The sequence below is a fragment of the Chryseobacterium angstadtii genome (assembly GCF_001045465.1).
GTDB lineage: Bacteria > Bacteroidota > Bacteroidia > Flavobacteriales > Weeksellaceae > Chryseobacterium > Chryseobacterium angstadtii.
This window is the reverse complement of sequence record NZ_LFND01000001.1, coordinates 642391-660466: the sequence shown is the minus strand read 5'-3', so window position 1 is coordinate 660466 and position 18076 is coordinate 642391. Positions and strand designations below refer to the sequence as shown.

The window sequence follows — 18076 nt, the reverse complement described above, 5'->3', positions numbered from 1 at the left end:
AATTCTAAAATAAATATGTATTGAATGAGCCCATCCGAAATTGCATTGCTGAAAACAGGCACCCATTATTTTTTACATCTGGTTTTTCCGGTTTTTATCGCCCTGATCTTTTTTCGCGAAAACTGGAAAAAAGCTTACTTCATTATGCTGGCAACGATGCTTGTAGATCTGGATCATCTTTTTGCCAATCCTATTTTCGATCCGTCAAGAAATAGCATCGGATTACATATTTTACATTCCTATTATGCCATTGCGGTGTATTTTTTGCTGCTGTTTTTTAAAGGAAACATAAGAATTATTGCCGTTGGGCTTTTGTTTCATATGCTGACGGATTTTCTGGATTTTAACCTTTGGATTCACTAAGAGAAGGGAAGATGGGAGAGGGAAGTTATGAGATACAGGTTTGAGAGTTTGAGGGTTTGAGAGTCGGAGGATTTTAGGGTACGGGATACGGGTTTGAGAGCCGGAGAGTTTGAGGGTTTCGGGATACGAATTGCGAGGTGCAGGATTGGAACGTTTCACACTTCACTTGCGTAGCAAAATTGACCATTGACATTCCTTAGTCTTAGCCTTTACCTCAGCCTAAAAATTAATAGAGTAGGATTTAAAAGTAAAAAAGGTAGTATTTATTCTTTATCACTGGAATAATTTCTCCCTTCTGATTTCCTGCTTTACGACATTAAAATATTATTAATATTTTCTTTTGATATTTAAAACATCATAGATTTTTTGTATTTTGTAGTCACTTTATGAGATTAAAAGAACTTTTACATTATACGTATATTTTTCCTGTTCTGGCGGTAGGATATTATTTTTCCGGACTGATGGGAAGCGGGGTTTTCTATGATATTATTGCAGGGATTCTGCTCACCGGAAGTGTCTTATCCGCAGTACATCACGCAGAAATGGTGGCTCATAAAGTAGGGGAGCCTTTCGGAACCATTATCCTTGCCCTTTGTATCACGATCATTGAAGTTGCGCTCATCATCTCGCTCATGGTGGCCGGCGGAGATCAGGCGATCACGCTGGCCAGAGATACCGTTTTTGCTGCCGTCATGATTATCCTGAACGGAATTTTGGGGATTTGTATCCTGGTAGGTGGCGTAAAATACCATGAACAGTTCTTTGCAAGAACTTCTGCCACTACTTATCTGGTAAGTATTGTTTCTATTTTGGTGCTTACCCTGGTTCTTCCCAATTTTACTTCAAGTGTGAACGGGCCTTTCTATAACGAAGCCCAGCTTATCTTTATTTCTATTGCCTGTCTTGTCATCTATGGTGTATTCCTGATGGTTCAGACAGTGCGTCACAGAAGTTACTTCATCGTTCCGGACGAGCATCCGGAAGAACATTATATTCCTTCATTGCAAAAAACCCTGGTAAGCTTTGGTTTTCTTGTCGTATGCCTTGTCATTGTTGTATTAATGGCTAAAGGGCTTTCGGGAACCATTGAAGATATGGTACAGAGTATTGGCGCTCCTAAGTCTCTGGTGGGAGTTATCATTGCTGGAGTGGTGCTTCTTCCTGAAGGGGTGGCGGCTATCCGTGCTGCAAGAAGTAATCAGATTCAATCCAGTTTAAATCTCGCATTGGGATCTGCGCTGGCCAGTATAGGCTTAACAATTCCGGCAGTGTCTACCGTATGCATCATGTACGATATTCCGCTGGTATTGGGTCTTGATAAAAAAGATATTATCCTGCTTTCCCTGTCGGTATTTATTGTTATGCTTTCTCTCAGCCGCGGAAAAACCAATATCCTCTATGGAACCGTTTTATTGGTGAATCTTGCAGCCTATATCTTTACGGTAATAGTTCCTTAGAAAAGCTTAAACACTAAAAAGCAAATTTGCCCTTTTGCCTATTCGACTTTTTACAAAAAATCACAGTCTTCTGGCCAGTTCCATTTTAAAAGCCATTAGTTTGGCAATATTCTCGGATTTGTAAATGGCCATATCGGCATTTTCTCCGGCAAAATTCTCTTCAATGGTGGTTCTCCACAGTTCAAGCCATCGGTCAAAATGTTTCTGTTCCATAGCTTTGATTTCGTTAATCGGAAAATGAACACCCATTGGATTTCCTTTGTAGCTCATCTGTCCGAACAGAACAGATTCCCAGAATGAATACATTTTAGGAAGGTGCTTGTCCCAGTCTACTTTCGCAACATCATTAAAGAAAAATCCAATCGTCTCATCTTTAACTACTTTCGCATAAAATGAATTGACGAGATGCTCAATGTCCTCTCTTGATTCCAATTTTTTCATATCTCAAATGTACTGCAAAATCATAGTAAAAATTCATTCCGCAGGCTGATAATATTTAGGTTTTGATAATTATATTTAACAAGGTGCTTAAAAGAATAATATATTTTTTCATTTATCATTTGTATTTATAAAATTGTGTTTTGTAATAAAGTACTGAAAATTAATTTTCTTCTATACTACAACTTATTTAGATGCAGAATGTCATAAAATAACCCATATGGGGTATTTTATTATGAATTTTAATTGTTTATTTTTACAAGAATTGACAGTAAGTTTAAGAGTTTCATTTTGTAAAAAAATCTCTAAAAAACAATACAAAGGCATCCTCAGAATTGATTGCTTATGTCATCTACATACCTACTGTAGAAATTCCGGAACTGCTGCCTATCTCGCTTTAAATTGAAGGAATATATAGGGGAGCTATGTGTCTACTCAAAGAATAGTAACTTCATTGTAAATAGTAAAACAATTTACATAATCAAATAAAATTTATTAATCATGAAAAAATTAAGAACATTACAATTAGGTACACATGAAGTACTTACGAGATCGCAATTAAAAAGCATACAGGGAGGAGGTACTTGTTGCTGGCATACGACAGATTGGAAAATATCACAATGCGGCCTTAGTATGTCAGATGCGCAAACGGCTGCTGGTGGGGGGCTTAAGTGGTGCTGTGACAGTTGCTCCAAATCTCATTCCCACTCCTTAGCAAACCCCGAGTAAGATTCTGTTAAGAAATGAAAAAGCTTATTGGGAATTAAATACCGAGTTAAATTGATATATTTCCAGGCTAAAAGTGAAGAATACCGGAGTAATTCTAGATTAGTTTGCAATATCCACTACTTGATCTGAAAGTTTGAGTGTTAGATCAAGTAGTGGATATTACACTTTAAAGCATTCAAAAGCAATGCACCTTGCTCAAGCCAAAGTAAATGTATTCTTTATTCGTTATTTTCTTGACCATTCAAATATACACTCTGTTGATATTCAATCTATGTTGTGCAAGATTTCATAAAGATGATTATTCACCTTCATAGGGACAAAAATCTTTATAAATCTTTGGTAAGTCCCGGGTGCCTGCTCAGACATTTCGAATACCATGGCGTATTCAGTAAAACCGGAGCCGATTTTTCTTCGATAATTTTATACAACACATTTTTACTGTAATTGTAATCTGCATATTCGCTGATCACTTTCCCGTTTACTTTTGCCGGAAATCCTGTAATATGAGCCATTATTCCTGTGGTATTTTTTAAAACCCTGAAATAATTATTGATCTGATAGATCCATATATCCATGATCATCTGCCTTAGATTTCCATACTTATCCAGCAAACTGTATTCACAGACGGAGCTTCTTTCAAAAGCGACGGTCTCAATAAACCATAGATTGACAGAACGGTCGAACCCTACGGCCCATGATCTTCTGCCTGCCAGAAAATGATGTTGATTAGCCTCAATTAAATTTTGTACAATTTCGAACGCTTTTTTCACGTCAATAATATTCAATGCCGCGGCAATTTTCCCTAAGTCTGAAAACAGTTCACGTTCCTGTTTATGAATCCATTCCCGTTTCAGAGTAGAACCATAAAAACTTAAAGAATCTGCTGATTTTTCTATAGAAATCCAGTCTGAATGAATGAGCCCGCCTATAAATTCCAGCTGGGGGAATTTTTCCAACAGAGTAATGGTTCCCCCCATCTGAAATTCTACAGTTGATTTTGATTTAAACTTATATTTTCCCAAAGTTGCTTTCGTCACATTGGCAAGAGCAAATACGGCACAAAAATTATCGAATAAATACTTGTTCATCGCAACAATCTGGCTATGGGAAGGGTTGGCAATATAGCTGAAATAGCCTCTGAAATGATTTCCGTGAAATTTTCCAACGCCTTCATATACTTTTTTCTCTACAAATTCCCCTTCTGTTCCTCTTGGCGGAGGAATCATGGGTTTGGGTTGAGGCGTCGTCTGATACGTCGGAGCTGCATTTAGCGGTTCAGAATACCCTCCTTTTGGGTTGGCAAATGTTTCGTAGCCCATGATATTTATTCTTTACAGTCTTTTAAAGGATAGCATGGCAGACACTTGGATTTATCCCTTAGGAAAGTTAAAGTCGTTGGCGTTACAAATTCCCAGGGTGCTCCTACAAAAATGGCTCCTGTAGACCATTTCAGATCAGTAGCTGTAGCGGCTTCATAATTTCTTTCCAGAGTAATGATCCATGAAGTATGAGCAGAAACCGAAGTATCTTCCACAATATTTACGATTCTGTATACTTTACAGTCTATGATGATTTCTCTGTCTGTATCTGCATTGATCTTGAGGCTGCTTGCCGTGGATGTACCATAATCCCAGTAATAATCACTATTGTTCAGCACTACTGTATTGGATGCATTGGTTACGGTAAGACTTCCTTCTCTGTCTGAATAGAAATTTTCTTTCTGTTCTTTGATTTCCTGAGCAATGGAAACATAATGCGGATCGTTAGGCAATGGCGGAATACCTGTACCTCCCCAGATTTCTCCTGAAGACAGAAAATAAGAAACATAATCAAAATAACCGTCCCTGATCGGAACCAGTACTCTACAGCTTCCTGCCTCTAAAAATTTTTTAAAAATCAAATCATTGGATTCTTCTTTCATCTGATCTGCCCAGCTGCATTTCTTGCCCCAAAAATAAGGGTAGAAAATATAGATCATCAGGTTCCAGTTGAAAGCCTGTTCAAAAAACTGAATAAAATTCCCCTGCTGTTCTGCTTCTTTGATGTTCATTTGAGGATGCCCGCAAGGTTCAACTCTATTTTTCATCGCATCAAATCCGTCGAAAAACTGGCAGGATATATAACTGATCACCATTCTTTTCAATTCTATTTTCTCAATTTCTCTGTGAATAAAAGGATTTTGGTTATACCGTTCCCTTTTCAGTTCTTCCTCTTTTTTGTCGAATTCTTCTTTGGCTTTCTGGTAATCTGCCCACTCTTTATTGTATTTCTCCATTGCCTTATCATACACTTCTGTAATTTTGGAGAAAACAGATGTTTGCCATTGTTCTTTAGCCTCATCTTTTAATTTACATCTTACAATCAGGTCCCATTTGAAATTGGTAACATCCCAGGCATGTACATTCACAGAATGATTCCCTTCGATAGCAGGAAGGGAAACAACATTCCCCAGATTGTTCAGCCCTCCGTCCTGATGCCACATGCTGTCTCCGTTGGGCCCTAAACTGGCATTAATAGATACTCCTCCGCCTTCATTATAATTAAGACGGATATTTACCACCCGCATACTGATTCCTGCGTAGTTGGCCGGAATGATACACGGAAATGAAGAGGTCCAGGAACCGGATTTATTATTTTTTCCCTTAGGATCTCCCGGTTCTCCTTCCAGAGGAACAGTTATTTCTATAAAAAAATTGGGTGGAGCGGGAACATCTTTCAGATTGTATTTGGAAATTAAAGATTTATAATTTTCAGGGGTGATCATTGGGGCTGTTACATCAAGGGCAGCAGGCTTTACAGGCAAGACGCCCTGGAAATCAGACTCAAAAAGCTTTTTATACAAAGCTGCAGGTTCCGGCAATGTAAGTTCTATAACCGCTTTTCTTCCGTAGTTGTACACCTGGGCTCTGGATAATTTATTGACATATAAATATTGTCCCGAAATGTTGGCTCCATTTACATTATTAAAAGAATGTTCATTGGTTTCTTCTGTTTCAAAAATTCTTCGGGTGAAAGTTAGCGTTCTTACTTTTTCTTCTACCCTTTTAGTAGCCTGATCTATAACTCCTCTTGAAGTATTGATGATTTCTTTATTCGTCAGTGATTTCGACTGGTTGGTGCTGTATTTGGAGTCTGCCTGTATTTTATAGGTTCCCCAGTCTGCATTGGCAGTAACTCCTGCCTCAAAAGCGGAATCCTGCTTCACTATATTTTCTACTTCTTTTTGCAGAGAAGCTTTATCCTCAGTCTGGAGGTATTTTTCTTCAAACTGTTTTATTTCTTCTTCGGTTTCGGTATACTCTTCTGTTTTTTCAAAACGTCTGTGCTTAGTTGTCAACTCTTCACCTTCCAATACATTTTTTATATAGGATAAATCTCCTGCCTGATAGCATTTGGTGTAATCTTTCACGACCATTAAGTCGATAATATCAATTCTTGGCCTGGCGCAACACTTGCTTTGCGGAACACAATTATTATTGGGTTTACAACTGCATTTGTCATTGATACATCCTGGGATTTTAGTTTCTAGTAATGGGTTTCCAACCTCCAGAAAAGGAAATTCAGAATGTCTTTCCGTATCACATTGATCCAGTTTTGAAAAGCATGACGGAATTAAGACGCGTCTCTCAAAATATCTGGAGATATTCTTATCAGGCAAGCTCATATTATCTTTGTAATACTTGTCCACAAAGTCCATTTGTGCAAGAATGGAGAGGTAGTCTATGTTGGTAGGGTAGCGCAGGTTTTTTACCTGAACCAAAGATAAAATGGTATCAGCAAGGGCCGTTCGCTGTAAAAAATAGAGGCTTTTCTCTTTTTCAAAAACAATATCCAGTCTTGCTTCCTTAATAATACTGAAAGCTTTGTTTTTATCAATTTTGTTTCCCAATAACCTAAAATCGGTTATAGCTTTGGTCCATTCTTTCCCCAGATCCTCCATCTTTTTGATAGATTCCCGGCCTTGTAAGAACTCCTTTATTTCCAGACTTAACTGAGTCTTATTGTTTTCTTTGCATAGTTTTTTCCAGTTTTTAAACCTTTCCGATTGATAATTTTCGGGATGTGACTGTATTCCAAAGGATTGAATATCGCTGGCGCTCAGAAGCTCTACCGGCCTTTTTGTAAAGATTTTTAATAGTTCTGACATGGCTTTTGTTTTTAGTTTGTTAGAATTTTGCATCTCAATTTCACCTCTGACAACTCAGCAAAAGCTTACTCAGTTCCAAAATTGTCAGGATACATGGTTTTGAAAATCAAAATATTTTCATGGCTTATCATCTATCAAATATCCATATAACATAAAAGGCAGGGAAAGGAAAAACACCTTAAATATTCCGGTATTTCCACTGTTTCTAAAAGATATTTTCCAGCAGATTATCTTTATTTAGATCCTGCTTATGGATTGATTTTCAACAATTTGTAGTGGATGCTTTAGATTCTTCCAATAAACAAGCGAAATGAAGGGACATTTGAAGAAATGCCACTGACTTTATTAAAAGATAAGTATAACCCAAAGCGGATTGTATAATTTACACAGGAATCAGCAAATTATTTTCGAAGAATTTGAAGGAGAAATTTATTTTTTAGACTCAGTAATTGGAGTTCTTCGAATGAGTAATTTATTTACCAATCCAGAAATTCGTTTTATAATACCTCAACAGATAGTCGTAGATAATCATTTCAAATGTCCTTTGGCTGGAAACGAAAATCCTGTTGATATTCAGGTGGAAAATACTCTGGAAAAATATTCTCAGAGGCATTCCCAGAGATTGGTTTTTGTCGTGATGTTGAATATGTTCCAATACAGCCCGGTCTTTTTCAATGTTTAAAATAATAAATTCTCTTTCGCTTACATATTCATCAGAGGAGTTAAAATTCAGAAACTGAGGCTTCAATTCCCGGTATTTTTTATCAAGTTGGCTGTTGAGAACTTTATCTGCATTAAATTCAGCTTTAAAATCTTCGTTGAAATCTTTAATCCAGTCCAGTTTTTCCTGAATATTTAGTCCTAGTGTTGTTAAGTAGGTGTCGATCAGAAAAAGACTGATAATGATTTTTTGTTCATCGTCAAAATGCAGACACTGCGAAGAAAGCTCACTGTTGCTATGAAATAATTTTTCAGCATCTTCTATTGTATTTTCTCCATAACGCTCAATTTCCCTTGTATAGGTATCATGCAGTATTAATGAAATCTCGCCGCTTTCCAGATAGCTCTGCAAGGCTTTGTTGATCAGTTCAGTCACGGAATTATGGTCTGTGACACTGTGGAGTCTGAATCTTAAACGGATGTGAGGTTTCGGGTCCAGATACCGGATAAAGAACCATTCTGCAATCAGATTTCTTTCCTGAAGAGCTTCGGTTAAAGGAGTTATGGCTTCCTCCAGAATAATATCAGCCGTTTTTACACCGGTATATATTTTCAGATACAGCCATTCGGTGCCGGGAATAAATTTTCTCTTCATCATGCTTCCGGTTTTTTTAAGGTTTCGGCTTTATACAGCGAAAAGATGAATTCCTGCTTATGATCATTCGTTTCATGGTATAAAAATTCCTCCACAGGCAATGATTTTTCAGTTTTGACAATCTGTACGAACATTTGAGCCATCTCATAATTGTCCAGATGCAGAGTCAGTGTATTGTCAAAGTGCGCCCATTGTATCCATGCAGGAATTTTCGTTTGGGTTCTCCATTTTGTTAATTCAGCTAAAAAATGATTTTTATCCGAAATTAAGGGAAGCAGATGCGAAATATCCTTGTCCGTTATTTTCCATCTGGCCTTTGAAAGGATAATATTTCCGTATTCCACTCTTGGCAAGAAACGGTATATATGTTCCAGCCCGCCCCAATCAAAATACATCCCGGTTCTGATATTCTGAGAATACAGATCAGATAAAAAGTGATAGGCAGGAAGCGTCTCAAAAGCATAATTATGGGCATTGGTCAGATAAGGTTTTACTTCTCTATTCAGCCTTTTGGAACGCAAAACAATTTGGTCATTTTTCAGCGAAATATAAAGGTCGTCCACTGAAATCTGGTTTTCCACGGGCAGAGCAGACTGTGCTAAGTACGGAATTTCATACTCCCGTAATGATGGTCTCCGGATGATGTTGCCTATTCTGGCTTCCGGCAGGTGAATGATTTCCGCAAGAATACATTCGGAATTCAGCTCATTTTCTTTACGGGCAATCGCTTTTGTCAGATCGCGGATCCCGGATTTTTCCGAATGAAACCGTCCCAAAAAATTAGCAGCGCTGCATGTGGTACTGCTGTTGATAAATATTTTCTCCTGATGATCTTCTGAAATTATTTCTGTTAAAAAAGATTGGGTATCAGGCAGATCGTTCCAGTTTTCCTCAAAGGATTCGAAATCCTGATCAGATAATTCAATTTTTTCACGCTGAAACAACAAGGCATCCTGCAACTTTTCGTTCAGAATGGTAAAAACGGAGTTAAAATGAATGCTACGGGTTGGCTTTTTGGTAGAAGCCGGAAATTTCAGATCATTCAAATAAGGATGAAGACCTTTTGAGGAAACACCTTGTCTGTATCCTATTCCTACTTCGGCGTCCAGAACATACAGGAGCGGCACTTCTTCGGCTTCAAATCGTTCAGAAAATGCCTGTTTAAATTTTTGAAAGGTGGTTTCGGTCTGAGGTAATGTGATTTTATTTAAAAAGCAGATCGCTTTTTTCAGTTCCTTTTTCCAGTGTGGAGAAAGGCAGAACTCATTTTTGAAATAGAGATCCGTCTGAAAAAGAAATTTCTTGTCATACTCAGTATTAAAGGATTTGATCAGATCTTCCGTTTCAGCATAAAGAGTGGCCGGATTTCCGATATGAAGATCCAGCTTGTCCAGCTTATCTTTGATGTTCTTCAGAACGGTTGCAGCATCGCCGGCATTTATTTTGGTTAAAACTGAAATTAACAGGTCCAGAAAATCAGCTCCTGATACATTCGGTTCAAGCTGGCTTACCAGCAATTGATTGTCGATGAGCTCTTCAATAAACTCTAGAGCTTCTTCTTTGGTTATTTCTTCATTAACCAGGATCTCTGCAATCTCGTGTATGGTTTTTCCGGATCGGGAAAATTCCAGAACCTGTTGCAGTTCTTCCGAAAGCGGGGCAGATGAGATGATATAATCCCTTTTCCCGTGAGTGTATTGATATTCTATATAACGGATCCTGTTTCCGATTTTATAAATACTGTTATTAGGATAAAACAGCAACTGGTCTCTTATTTCCCTGGTTTTTACAAAATGCTGAGCAAGGGACACCAGAAAATGCATATCCAGTTTAGTGTCTCTTAACCAGGCTTCAGTTAATGAATTTTGGGTATGGTTTCCCTTATCCAGCGGATCTGGTGATGCTGAAAATTTTCCCAGGCCAACACCGGAGAACAATCCGAACGGAGTACTGCGCGTGCTTATACGGCAAAAATATTTCAGCAGGGTATTTTTTAGCTTCTGGTCTTCTTTTACAGCGTATTGATGTTCTGTGCTGAGCCACTTCACCAGCTCTCCATGCAGGAAAGGAGAGGCCAGATAAATAGCTTCCTGAAAAACAGGATTGGCATATAGTTCTTTTAATGTGGTCTCCGGAGTCTCATCTTTTCCCATATGTCTCCGGAAATCCGTACATGAAAACAGAGGGGTTCGAACTACAAATTCGTCAAAAAAAAGATAAGGAAAACGGGACATTTACTTTTTTGTATTTTGTTTTGGCTGATAATCCGGATGGCCCAGCTGCCATAGAGCGAAGGCAAACATATCTCCTATGTTGGCATAGCGATGTGCTGCAGGAACATTCCCTGCATGACCTCCTTCATAATCTATTTTTAACATCACAGGAAGTCCGGAAGTGCTGGCAGCCGTTAATGCAGCCGCAAATTTCACAGGTTCCCATACGGTAACCCTTTGGTCATTGATTCCGCCGGTAATAAAAGTAGCGGGATATTTTACCCCTTTTTCCACATGATGATAAGAGTCCATCTCAAGAAGGGCTTTAAATTCTTTAGGATCCTTTACTGTCCCGAATTCTTTCGGCTGTGCATTAGGAGTGGTCTCATCTCTCAGAGGGTTCATAACGCCTACTTCAGCGACTACTACTTTAAATAGATCCGGTCTTTCCGTCATGGCTCTTCCTACGGTAATTCCTCCTGCGCTGGCTCCCCAGAGTGCGACTTTATCTTTTGAAGTATATTTTTCATTAATTAAGAACTCGGTACAGTCTATCAGATCTCTCCAGGTATTGGGTTTGGTTTCCTTATAGCCTGCCAGGCGCCATTTTTCACCTTTTTCCGAACCCCCTCTTACATGCGCAACAGCTACCATTCCTCCCTGGCTGATCCATAACAGATATTTTTTTGCAAAGAAAGGATTGATGGAATATCCGTAAGATCCATAGCTGTCTATCATGGTGAGATTTTTACCGTCTTTTTTAATGTTCTTATTATAGATCAGGGAAACGGGAATCTCTTCTCCGTCTCTTGATTTTACGGTAATCTCTTTTACAATAATATCTTTGAACTCAGGATATTCTGTAACCGGTGTAAGATCTTCCGGCTTAAAAATATTGGTTTTCAGATCATATTTGAATCTTTGGTTATCATTGGCCCAACCGGAACAAATCACCCAGATATCAGAAAAGCCCTTCCCTTTGGATTGGAGAACGACGCTTCCGGATGAATAAGGAAGTTGAATTTCCGTATCCTTTCCGTTCTTCAGTAAATGTAATTTGGCTTCCACCCCGTTTTTGGTGGTGGTATAGTAGATGCCGTCTTTGGTAATTCTATAGCTTTTAATGATCTCATCCTTTTTTTCAGGGATCAGAACTTCCGGATTTTTGAACCGGGGATCACTGATGCTGGTTTTACAAAGACTGTTAAGGGAAGAGTTATAGCTCGACAAAAAGAAGACATCACTGTTGGATTCTTCTAATGATTTGGTTTTATCTCCAGGGTCTGAAAAAGGTTTCCAGTTCTTTTTTCCGCTTAACAGATCTTTTTTAGAGATGATGTATGTTTTTCTGTATGTATTGTAATCTACCAGCATGCCGATGTAGTAGCGGTCATCTTTATCAAAATCCAGGATCATGGGAAATATATCTTCTGTGATGTTCAGATCCGGATTGTTCTTGGCAGAGAAAAGATCGGTTATATTTTTAGGATCAGTCCCGATTTTATATAAAACAGTTCTTGTATTTTTATAAAAATCGAGTGATTTAGAGTCTGTAGTAGGGTAATGGAGATAGATAAATCCACTGTTGTCATCCAGCCACTTGATTCCTCCTGCGCTTACAGGTTCAATCTGAGTGATAATTTCCGGATGGATGTATTTTTTATCAACATCCATAATGATGGCTTCTGCCAGCTCCTGTCCTTTTTCAGCTAATGAAATGGCTACTTTGCTGCCGTCCCAGCTTGGATTCAGGTAGTTAATAACAAATTCATGATTTTTTTCCGACTTCTTATATTGGGAAGGATCGTAAAGCAATTCTTCTTTTCCGGAGATTCCTTTGCGATAATAGAGTTTTGCAACTTTTTCGTTGCTGTTCTTTTTTAAATAAAAATATTTACCATTATCTGTTATTTCCAAATTGGATATGGAGTATCCCTGCCTCTGATCAAATTCAAGCATTTTTGCTGAAAAATAATTTCTTTTGGGAATCAGATCCAGAGCGGCATTGGTATAGGCCGTCTGGGTTTTCATCCAGTTGAGGGTTTGAGGGTCTTCCAGATTTTCCAGGTTTCTGTATGCATCCACAATCTTGGTTCCGAAATAGTCGTCTGTAGAAGGCTTAGACGGAGCAGGATTGTTTTTTTGGGCAGATAGAGAAGTAGAAAAAGAACAGATAATGATAAATATTGAATACTTCATGTAAATCCTTATCTTAAAGAAGTTATAAAAGTATGTCTTAAAGGAGTAGGAAGAGGCTCGTCACCTCCACAATTTACACCTGCACTGGCTCCTCCGTTGATGATTCTCATATCGTTAACTTTCATGATTTGCATTTTTTTTAACGATAATTTTTTCTCTTGTTTGTCTTGTTTTTTCATTAGAAATTTATTTTTAGTAATCTGTAGCAAATAAAAGAATATTTTTTTAAACCAACCATGCCTGTGTAGTATAGATTTATAAATTCATGATGGTGTTGGGTTTTGTAATTAATTTATTTTCAATTAATTGCAAGCTTGGTTTGTTTTTTTTTCAATCCTGGTTTTTTGAAGAAGAAATATGTAAATTTGCATAAAACTACTACTGTGATGAGATTGATATTTACTTTTTTATTGCTTTCAGCAAATTTTTTTTACGCTCAGAAACAATTACCCGACTCTTTGAAAAGATTCGGCTATGCTGAGCTGAAAAAGAAGTTTAATGATTATGATGAAAATGATAAAATTCAGGAATCTAAAATCATTGCAAAATATTATTTACTGAAAGCAAAGCTTGAAAGAAATAATCTTCAGATGGCAGAAGGATATATTCTGGTTCATTTTAATGAAGATTTTCCACAGGCCATGAAGTATATAGACAGTGTTTTTATTGTTACAAAAAATGCTAAAGAAAGCTCCTATGAAGCTATTGCTTACAGGATGAAGGGGAATTTGTACTATAAAAATGATAACCTCAAAGCAGCTCTGGACAACTATATTATAAGCTTAAAACATGCTCAGAAGCAAAAAGATCAGAAGCTTATTGCCTATGCCAACCTTAATATTGCCTATATCAACAGCCATATCGGGCGAAATGTGGAAGCGGCCAAGATGTTCAGACACTATTATGATTCCAAAGAACTTTCCGAAAGTGAGCATAATCAGACGCGTATTAATCTGATTAACTGTTATATAGAAAGTGATCAGCTGGATTCTGTGAATGTTTTAATTAAAGAAGGGCTGGACTATTCTGCTAAGAATCAAAATAAATATAGTAATAGCCAGTATTTATATCTGTCAGGATTTTCTTATTTAAAACAGAAAAAATACGAACAGGCCATTCAGGAGTTCTCAAAATCCTATGATTATTTCTCCAGTATTGAGGATAATAATGCCAACTATGTCCTTTACAGCCTGGGAAAGTCCTATGAAGGGCTGAACGATAAGAAGAAAACAGTAGAGTATTTCACTAAACTGGATGCCAACGTAGAGAAAACCAATATTACATTCCCGGATCTGAGGGATGTATATACTTTTCTTATTGATTACTACAAGGAAAATAATGATACGCAGAAGCAGCTTTATTATATAGACCGGTTTTTAAAGGTGGATAAAAAGCTCGATGAGCAGTTTAAATACCTGTCTACGGAACTTCCTAAGAAATACGATACCCCCAATCTTCTGCGTGAAAAAGAAAATATTATTAAGGATCTGAATAATAATAAAACAGGTCTCTATGCCTCTATAAGCGTACTTGGATTAATTCTTATCCTATTTATCTACCTGTACTATAAATCCAAGAAAACCGAGAAGGAATATAGAAAAATAGCCCAGGATCTGATTCATTCCATTGAGAAAAAACATATGGAATCTGTTGAAAATCAGAAACATGAAATTGTGAGGGAAGAAATTCTGCCTCAGATAGAGGAAGAAGAGGAAGAAGAAGAATTAGTGGAAGCAGAAGAAGCAGAGGAAATATTGGTTGAAATGAGGGATAGATCCGGGAATAGTTTATCTGAAGACGTTACAAAATCTATCCTGAAAGACCTCAATACATTCGAATCCAAGGGACATTTCCTTAAAAAAGGCATTACACTGGCCAGTCTGGCAAAAACAATAAAGACCAATACCGCCTATTTATCTGAAGTAATCAATACCCAACAGGGAAAAAACTTCACCACTTACCTCAATGATCTGCGTATAGACTATGTTTCAGAGAGGTTATTGGAGGACAAAAAGCTCAGATCTTATAAACTTCCTGCCATTGCAGACGAATTAGGCTATAATAATGTCCAGGCTTTTGCGACTGCATTCAAGAAAAAAACGGGTACAACACCTTCAATTTACATTAAAGAGATTGAAAACGCAATGGCATCCTAATTTTTGCATTTATTCTATAATGCACTGTAATTCAACGTTTTAAAATTTAAAGATTTATAAATCCATAGCGTGAATTTATAAATCCTGACATCAATTGTTTTTTTTGAGTTCGATTCTTATCTAAGTTTGTCTCAGAGAAACACACAAATATTTTTTCTTTTCCAATCGAAACAACACGGAAACTTAAAAATATAAAATGCAACTCAGCATAGGTGATCCCGAAACTGTAAAAATCAATACAGTAGTTCCGGAAAAATTTGAAAGCCTCCTTTAATGACGAAAGTTCTTTTTCAGGAAAATCTCAAATAGCCAATCACCTGCTTTAAGTAAAAGATGTCTAATTTTAAAATATCTACGTATGATCAGAGATCTATTAATGAATTGTAGAGAAGGCAATAAAAAAGAAATCAAAAAATTTATTGCTTCGGCTGAAAACCTGGATAAAGGTAACTGCTTAAATGCTTCATTTAATGCTGTAGCCAATGCGTATAGAGCGAAGACCGTTATCAGTCCGCTGAAAAAGATACAGTATCTTGCCACTTTCAATAAAGAGATCATGTCTGCAGTAGAAAGTGCAGACGCAGAAAACAGATATGAAGTTGTATTTCTGAGATACCTTATCGAAAGTAATATTCCAAAAGGGCTGGGTTTTTCCCAAAATATCCTTCACGACAAAAAAGAGCTGGAAGAACAGGCTGTAACTCTTGAACAGAAAGCTTTCAGCAGCGAGTATAAGCAGTTTATTACCAACGTACTTCAAAAACTGGGGTGATGAGATCTCTGTGGAATGAAATTCATAACAGCCTGCTGACCCATTCAGGTTCCTGGATTCTTGATTTTAATAATAAGAAGATGACGTATTCTGAAATATTATTGGAAGTGGAATCTTTGGAAAAGAATTTTTCAGGGACTGATTTTGAAGACAAGCTGTTTGTGATCGATTATCAGGGTAATACAGTAAATTTAATTATACTTTATTTATTGATCCTGAAGAAAGGAGGCTGTGCGCTCCTGATTGAATGCACGAAAGAAAACCTGGAAGGAATTCCGTTCTTTTATGCAATCATTACACAGGACAATTCCTGTATTCCCTTTGATTTTGAGCATGATATACACAAAAGTCCATACGGGAATATATTAATAAGGAATGATTATATGGATCAGCCGCTTAAAAATACTTCCGTGGTATTGTCGAGCTCCGGAACCACAAAGATCAGGAAATATATTATGCATTCTTCGGACAGTATATTGCAGAATATCAGATCGAATGTAAATTCTTTGGGAATAAACAGCGGCCACACCAGTATTGTATGCCTTCCGTTGTATTATTCATATGCTTTGGTGGCGCAGTTCTTTTCGCATCTGCTGTCAGGAGGAAACCTCATTCTGTCATCTTATAAATTTATTGCTCTGAATCTGGTTTCGTACATCGAAAAATACAGTGTGACCAATTTTTTTATCACGCCAACACTTTTGAGGACTTTGCTGGCCTACAATGTGAAACTTGGCAACGCCGGAAAAACGCTTGAATTTATAAGTATAGGAGGGGGCTATGTAGGAAAAACATGTTTTCTGAAATTTACCGGAAACTTTCCTGTTCCTTCCTACTACAAAACCTATGGAACTTCGGAAGCGGGACCAAGAGTGGCTACTTATAAGATAAGTTACTTGGAAAAAGAAGATTTTGAACCGAATTATCTGGGAGTTCCTCTGGAAAATATCTCCCTGGAAAAAGAGGCTTTTGTAACCACCTACCATCAGAAAGATATTTACAGTCTTACGATCAATACCCCTTCGGTATTTAACGGATATCTGAATGGGAACGAATATACCGGAGACCTGAGCAAAGTGCTCACCTCGGATCTGGTATACACGGAAAACGATAAATTTTATATCATCGGAAGGAACTCGGATTACTTTAGTCCGTTTGAGATTTGGGATTTTGAAATACAGGATCTGTTCTTTAATAACATTCCAAGCCTTCTTAAAGTGAATACGGCGATGAAAAATGACCGGCTGTCCATCAATTTGGTAGTGAATTCCAAAAGAGATTTTCCCAATACCGATTTCAGCTCCATTTTATCACCTCGAATGGATTCCGGGATGCTGAATAATATTGAAGTAATGCTGCACAATGAAAGTCATCAGTTTACCAAATGATATTCACCTCTTATATACATATGCAGATGAAACAAAAAATGGGGTTGCAGAGGATTTAGCGAATTCTTTTTTCGGAAAGAAAACCATTATTGAAAAAGGAAAAAACGGAGAACCTTTTATTAAAGATTCGGAATATTATATAAGTATTTCCCATTCCCGTCACCTGGTGATCTGTGCTGTTTCCCGGAAACCGATTGGGGTAGATATTGAATGGAAAAGAGAAATCGGTGAGAAATGTTATTCCTTTATAAACAGACTTTATGGCCATATCATGCCGGTGTATCATGTGAACGACTGGGTAAAGCTGGAAGCACTGGTGAAAATGTTACAACTGAAACTGATCAACGCTTACCAAAGTGAAATAGATATCGGATCGGTGTATTTTGAAGAGATTAATATTGATGATGAGTATGCCTGTGCAGTTTGTCATAAAAAATAAAAACATAAAAAATTAATACCATTATATATATATGAAAAATTTTCCTTCACCTTCGCAACTATTGCCGCACAGACCGCCCATGCTGCTGGTAGAAAAAATAGTTGAATTTGAACCCAATACCCATCTGATTTCAGAGGCATTTTTTAAAGAAGACAGCTATTTTTTTAAAGGGCATTTTGAAGGAAACCCGATAACTCCGGGAGTTATACTGGTAGAGACAATGTTTCAGACTTGTGGATTATTTATTCGCCTTAATCTTGAATATTCAAAAGTTCCGGGCGCCATTCTTGGTAGAGCCATCAAAATTAAAAACACAACATTTAACCATGAAGTGTACCCGGAGCAAAGATTAAGGATCTCCGCAAAGTTAAAGACCATCATTATGGGGTTTTACACCTTTGAATGTGAAGTGATTTTAGAAGATAAAGTAGTCTGCCTTGCAGAGTTAGTTTTAAAATAA

General features: G+C 37.4%; 13 protein-coding genes. 7 read left to right on the top strand and 6 right to left on the bottom strand.

All coding sequences use genetic code 11. From position 1 onward, the window contains the following. Nucleotides 1-24: 24 nt before the first annotated feature. Together ACM46_RS02825 and ACM46_RS02820 are read left to right on the top strand one after the other, a co-directional pair. Nucleotides 25-363 carry a DUF6122 family protein gene (locus tag ACM46_RS02825; protein WP_048505086.1) on the top strand — a complete coding sequence of 113 codons (339 nt, stop codon included), beginning with the start codon at nt 25-27 and terminating at the stop codon, nt 361-363. Between the two features lie 386 nt (nt 364-749). Further along, entirely contained in the window at nt 750-1820 is a 1071-nt protein-coding gene (locus ACM46_RS02820; RefSeq protein ID WP_048505085.1) for a calcium:cation antiporter, read from the top strand. A 60-nt stretch (nt 1821-1880) separates the two neighbouring features. Here the strand turns inward: ACM46_RS02820 and ACM46_RS02815 are convergent, their stop codons facing one another. The 6 genes from ACM46_RS02815 to ACM46_RS02790 form a co-directional block, all read right to left on the bottom strand. Then, entirely contained in the window at nt 1881-2261 is a 381-nt protein-coding gene (locus ACM46_RS02815) for a group III truncated hemoglobin (RefSeq protein WP_048505084.1), read from the bottom strand. A gap of 1052 nt (nt 2262-3313) precedes the next feature. Further along, a complete protein-coding gene (locus tag ACM46_RS02810; RefSeq protein WP_048505083.1) occupies nt 3314-4306 on the bottom strand; it encodes a hypothetical protein in 993 nt (330 codons plus the stop codon). Between the two features lie 5 nt (nt 4307-4311). Further along, nucleotides 4312-7134, bottom strand: a complete 2823-nt coding sequence (locus ACM46_RS02805) for a hypothetical protein (protein ID WP_131707530.1) — start codon at nt 7132-7134, stop codon at nt 4312-4314. A 472-nt stretch (nt 7135-7606) separates the two neighbouring features. After that, nucleotides 7607-8452, bottom strand: coding sequence for a thiopeptide-type bacteriocin biosynthesis protein (locus tag ACM46_RS02800; protein WP_048505081.1), 846 nt, complete (start codon nt 8450-8452; stop codon nt 7607-7609). Beyond that, nucleotides 8449-10683: a lantibiotic dehydratase family protein gene (locus ACM46_RS02795; protein ID WP_048505080.1), complete on the bottom strand. Its 2235-nt coding sequence runs from the start codon at nt 10681-10683 to the stop codon at nt 8449-8451. Before ACM46_RS02795 ends, ACM46_RS02800 begins: the two co-directional genes overlap by 4 nt. Beyond that, entirely contained in the window at nt 10684-12861 is a 2178-nt protein-coding gene (locus tag ACM46_RS02790; RefSeq protein ID WP_048505079.1) for a prolyl oligopeptidase family serine peptidase, read from the bottom strand. It abuts the gene before it with no gap. A 386-nt stretch (nt 12862-13247) separates the two neighbouring features. On the opposite strand from ACM46_RS02790, the gene ACM46_RS02785 reads away from it, so the two are divergent. The 5 genes from ACM46_RS02785 to ACM46_RS02765 all read left to right on the top strand — a co-directional run bounded on the left by ACM46_RS02785 (nt 13248) and on the right by ACM46_RS02765 (nt 18076). Continuing rightward, nucleotides 13248-15017, top strand: a complete 1770-nt coding sequence (locus ACM46_RS02785) for a helix-turn-helix domain-containing protein (protein WP_048505078.1) — start codon at nt 13248-13250, stop codon at nt 15015-15017. A gap of 358 nt (nt 15018-15375) precedes the next feature. Beyond that, nucleotides 15376-15789, top strand: a complete 414-nt coding sequence (locus ACM46_RS02780; RefSeq protein ID WP_131707529.1) for a hypothetical protein — start codon at nt 15376-15378, stop codon at nt 15787-15789. Continuing rightward, complete coding sequence (locus tag ACM46_RS02775) at nt 15789-17177, top strand: AMP-binding protein (protein ID WP_048505076.1); 1389 nt, start codon at nt 15789-15791, stop codon at nt 17175-17177. The genes ACM46_RS02780 and ACM46_RS02775 overlap by 1 nt, the downstream gene beginning before the upstream one ends. Then, nucleotides 17152-17616, top strand: coding sequence for a 4'-phosphopantetheinyl transferase family protein (locus ACM46_RS02770; protein WP_048505075.1), 465 nt, complete (start codon nt 17152-17154; stop codon nt 17614-17616). The genes ACM46_RS02775 and ACM46_RS02770 overlap by 26 nt, the downstream gene beginning before the upstream one ends. A gap of 31 nt (nt 17617-17647) precedes the next feature. After that, a complete protein-coding gene (locus ACM46_RS02765) occupies nt 17648-18076 on the top strand; it encodes a 3-hydroxyacyl-ACP dehydratase FabZ family protein (protein WP_083997320.1) in 429 nt (142 codons plus the stop codon).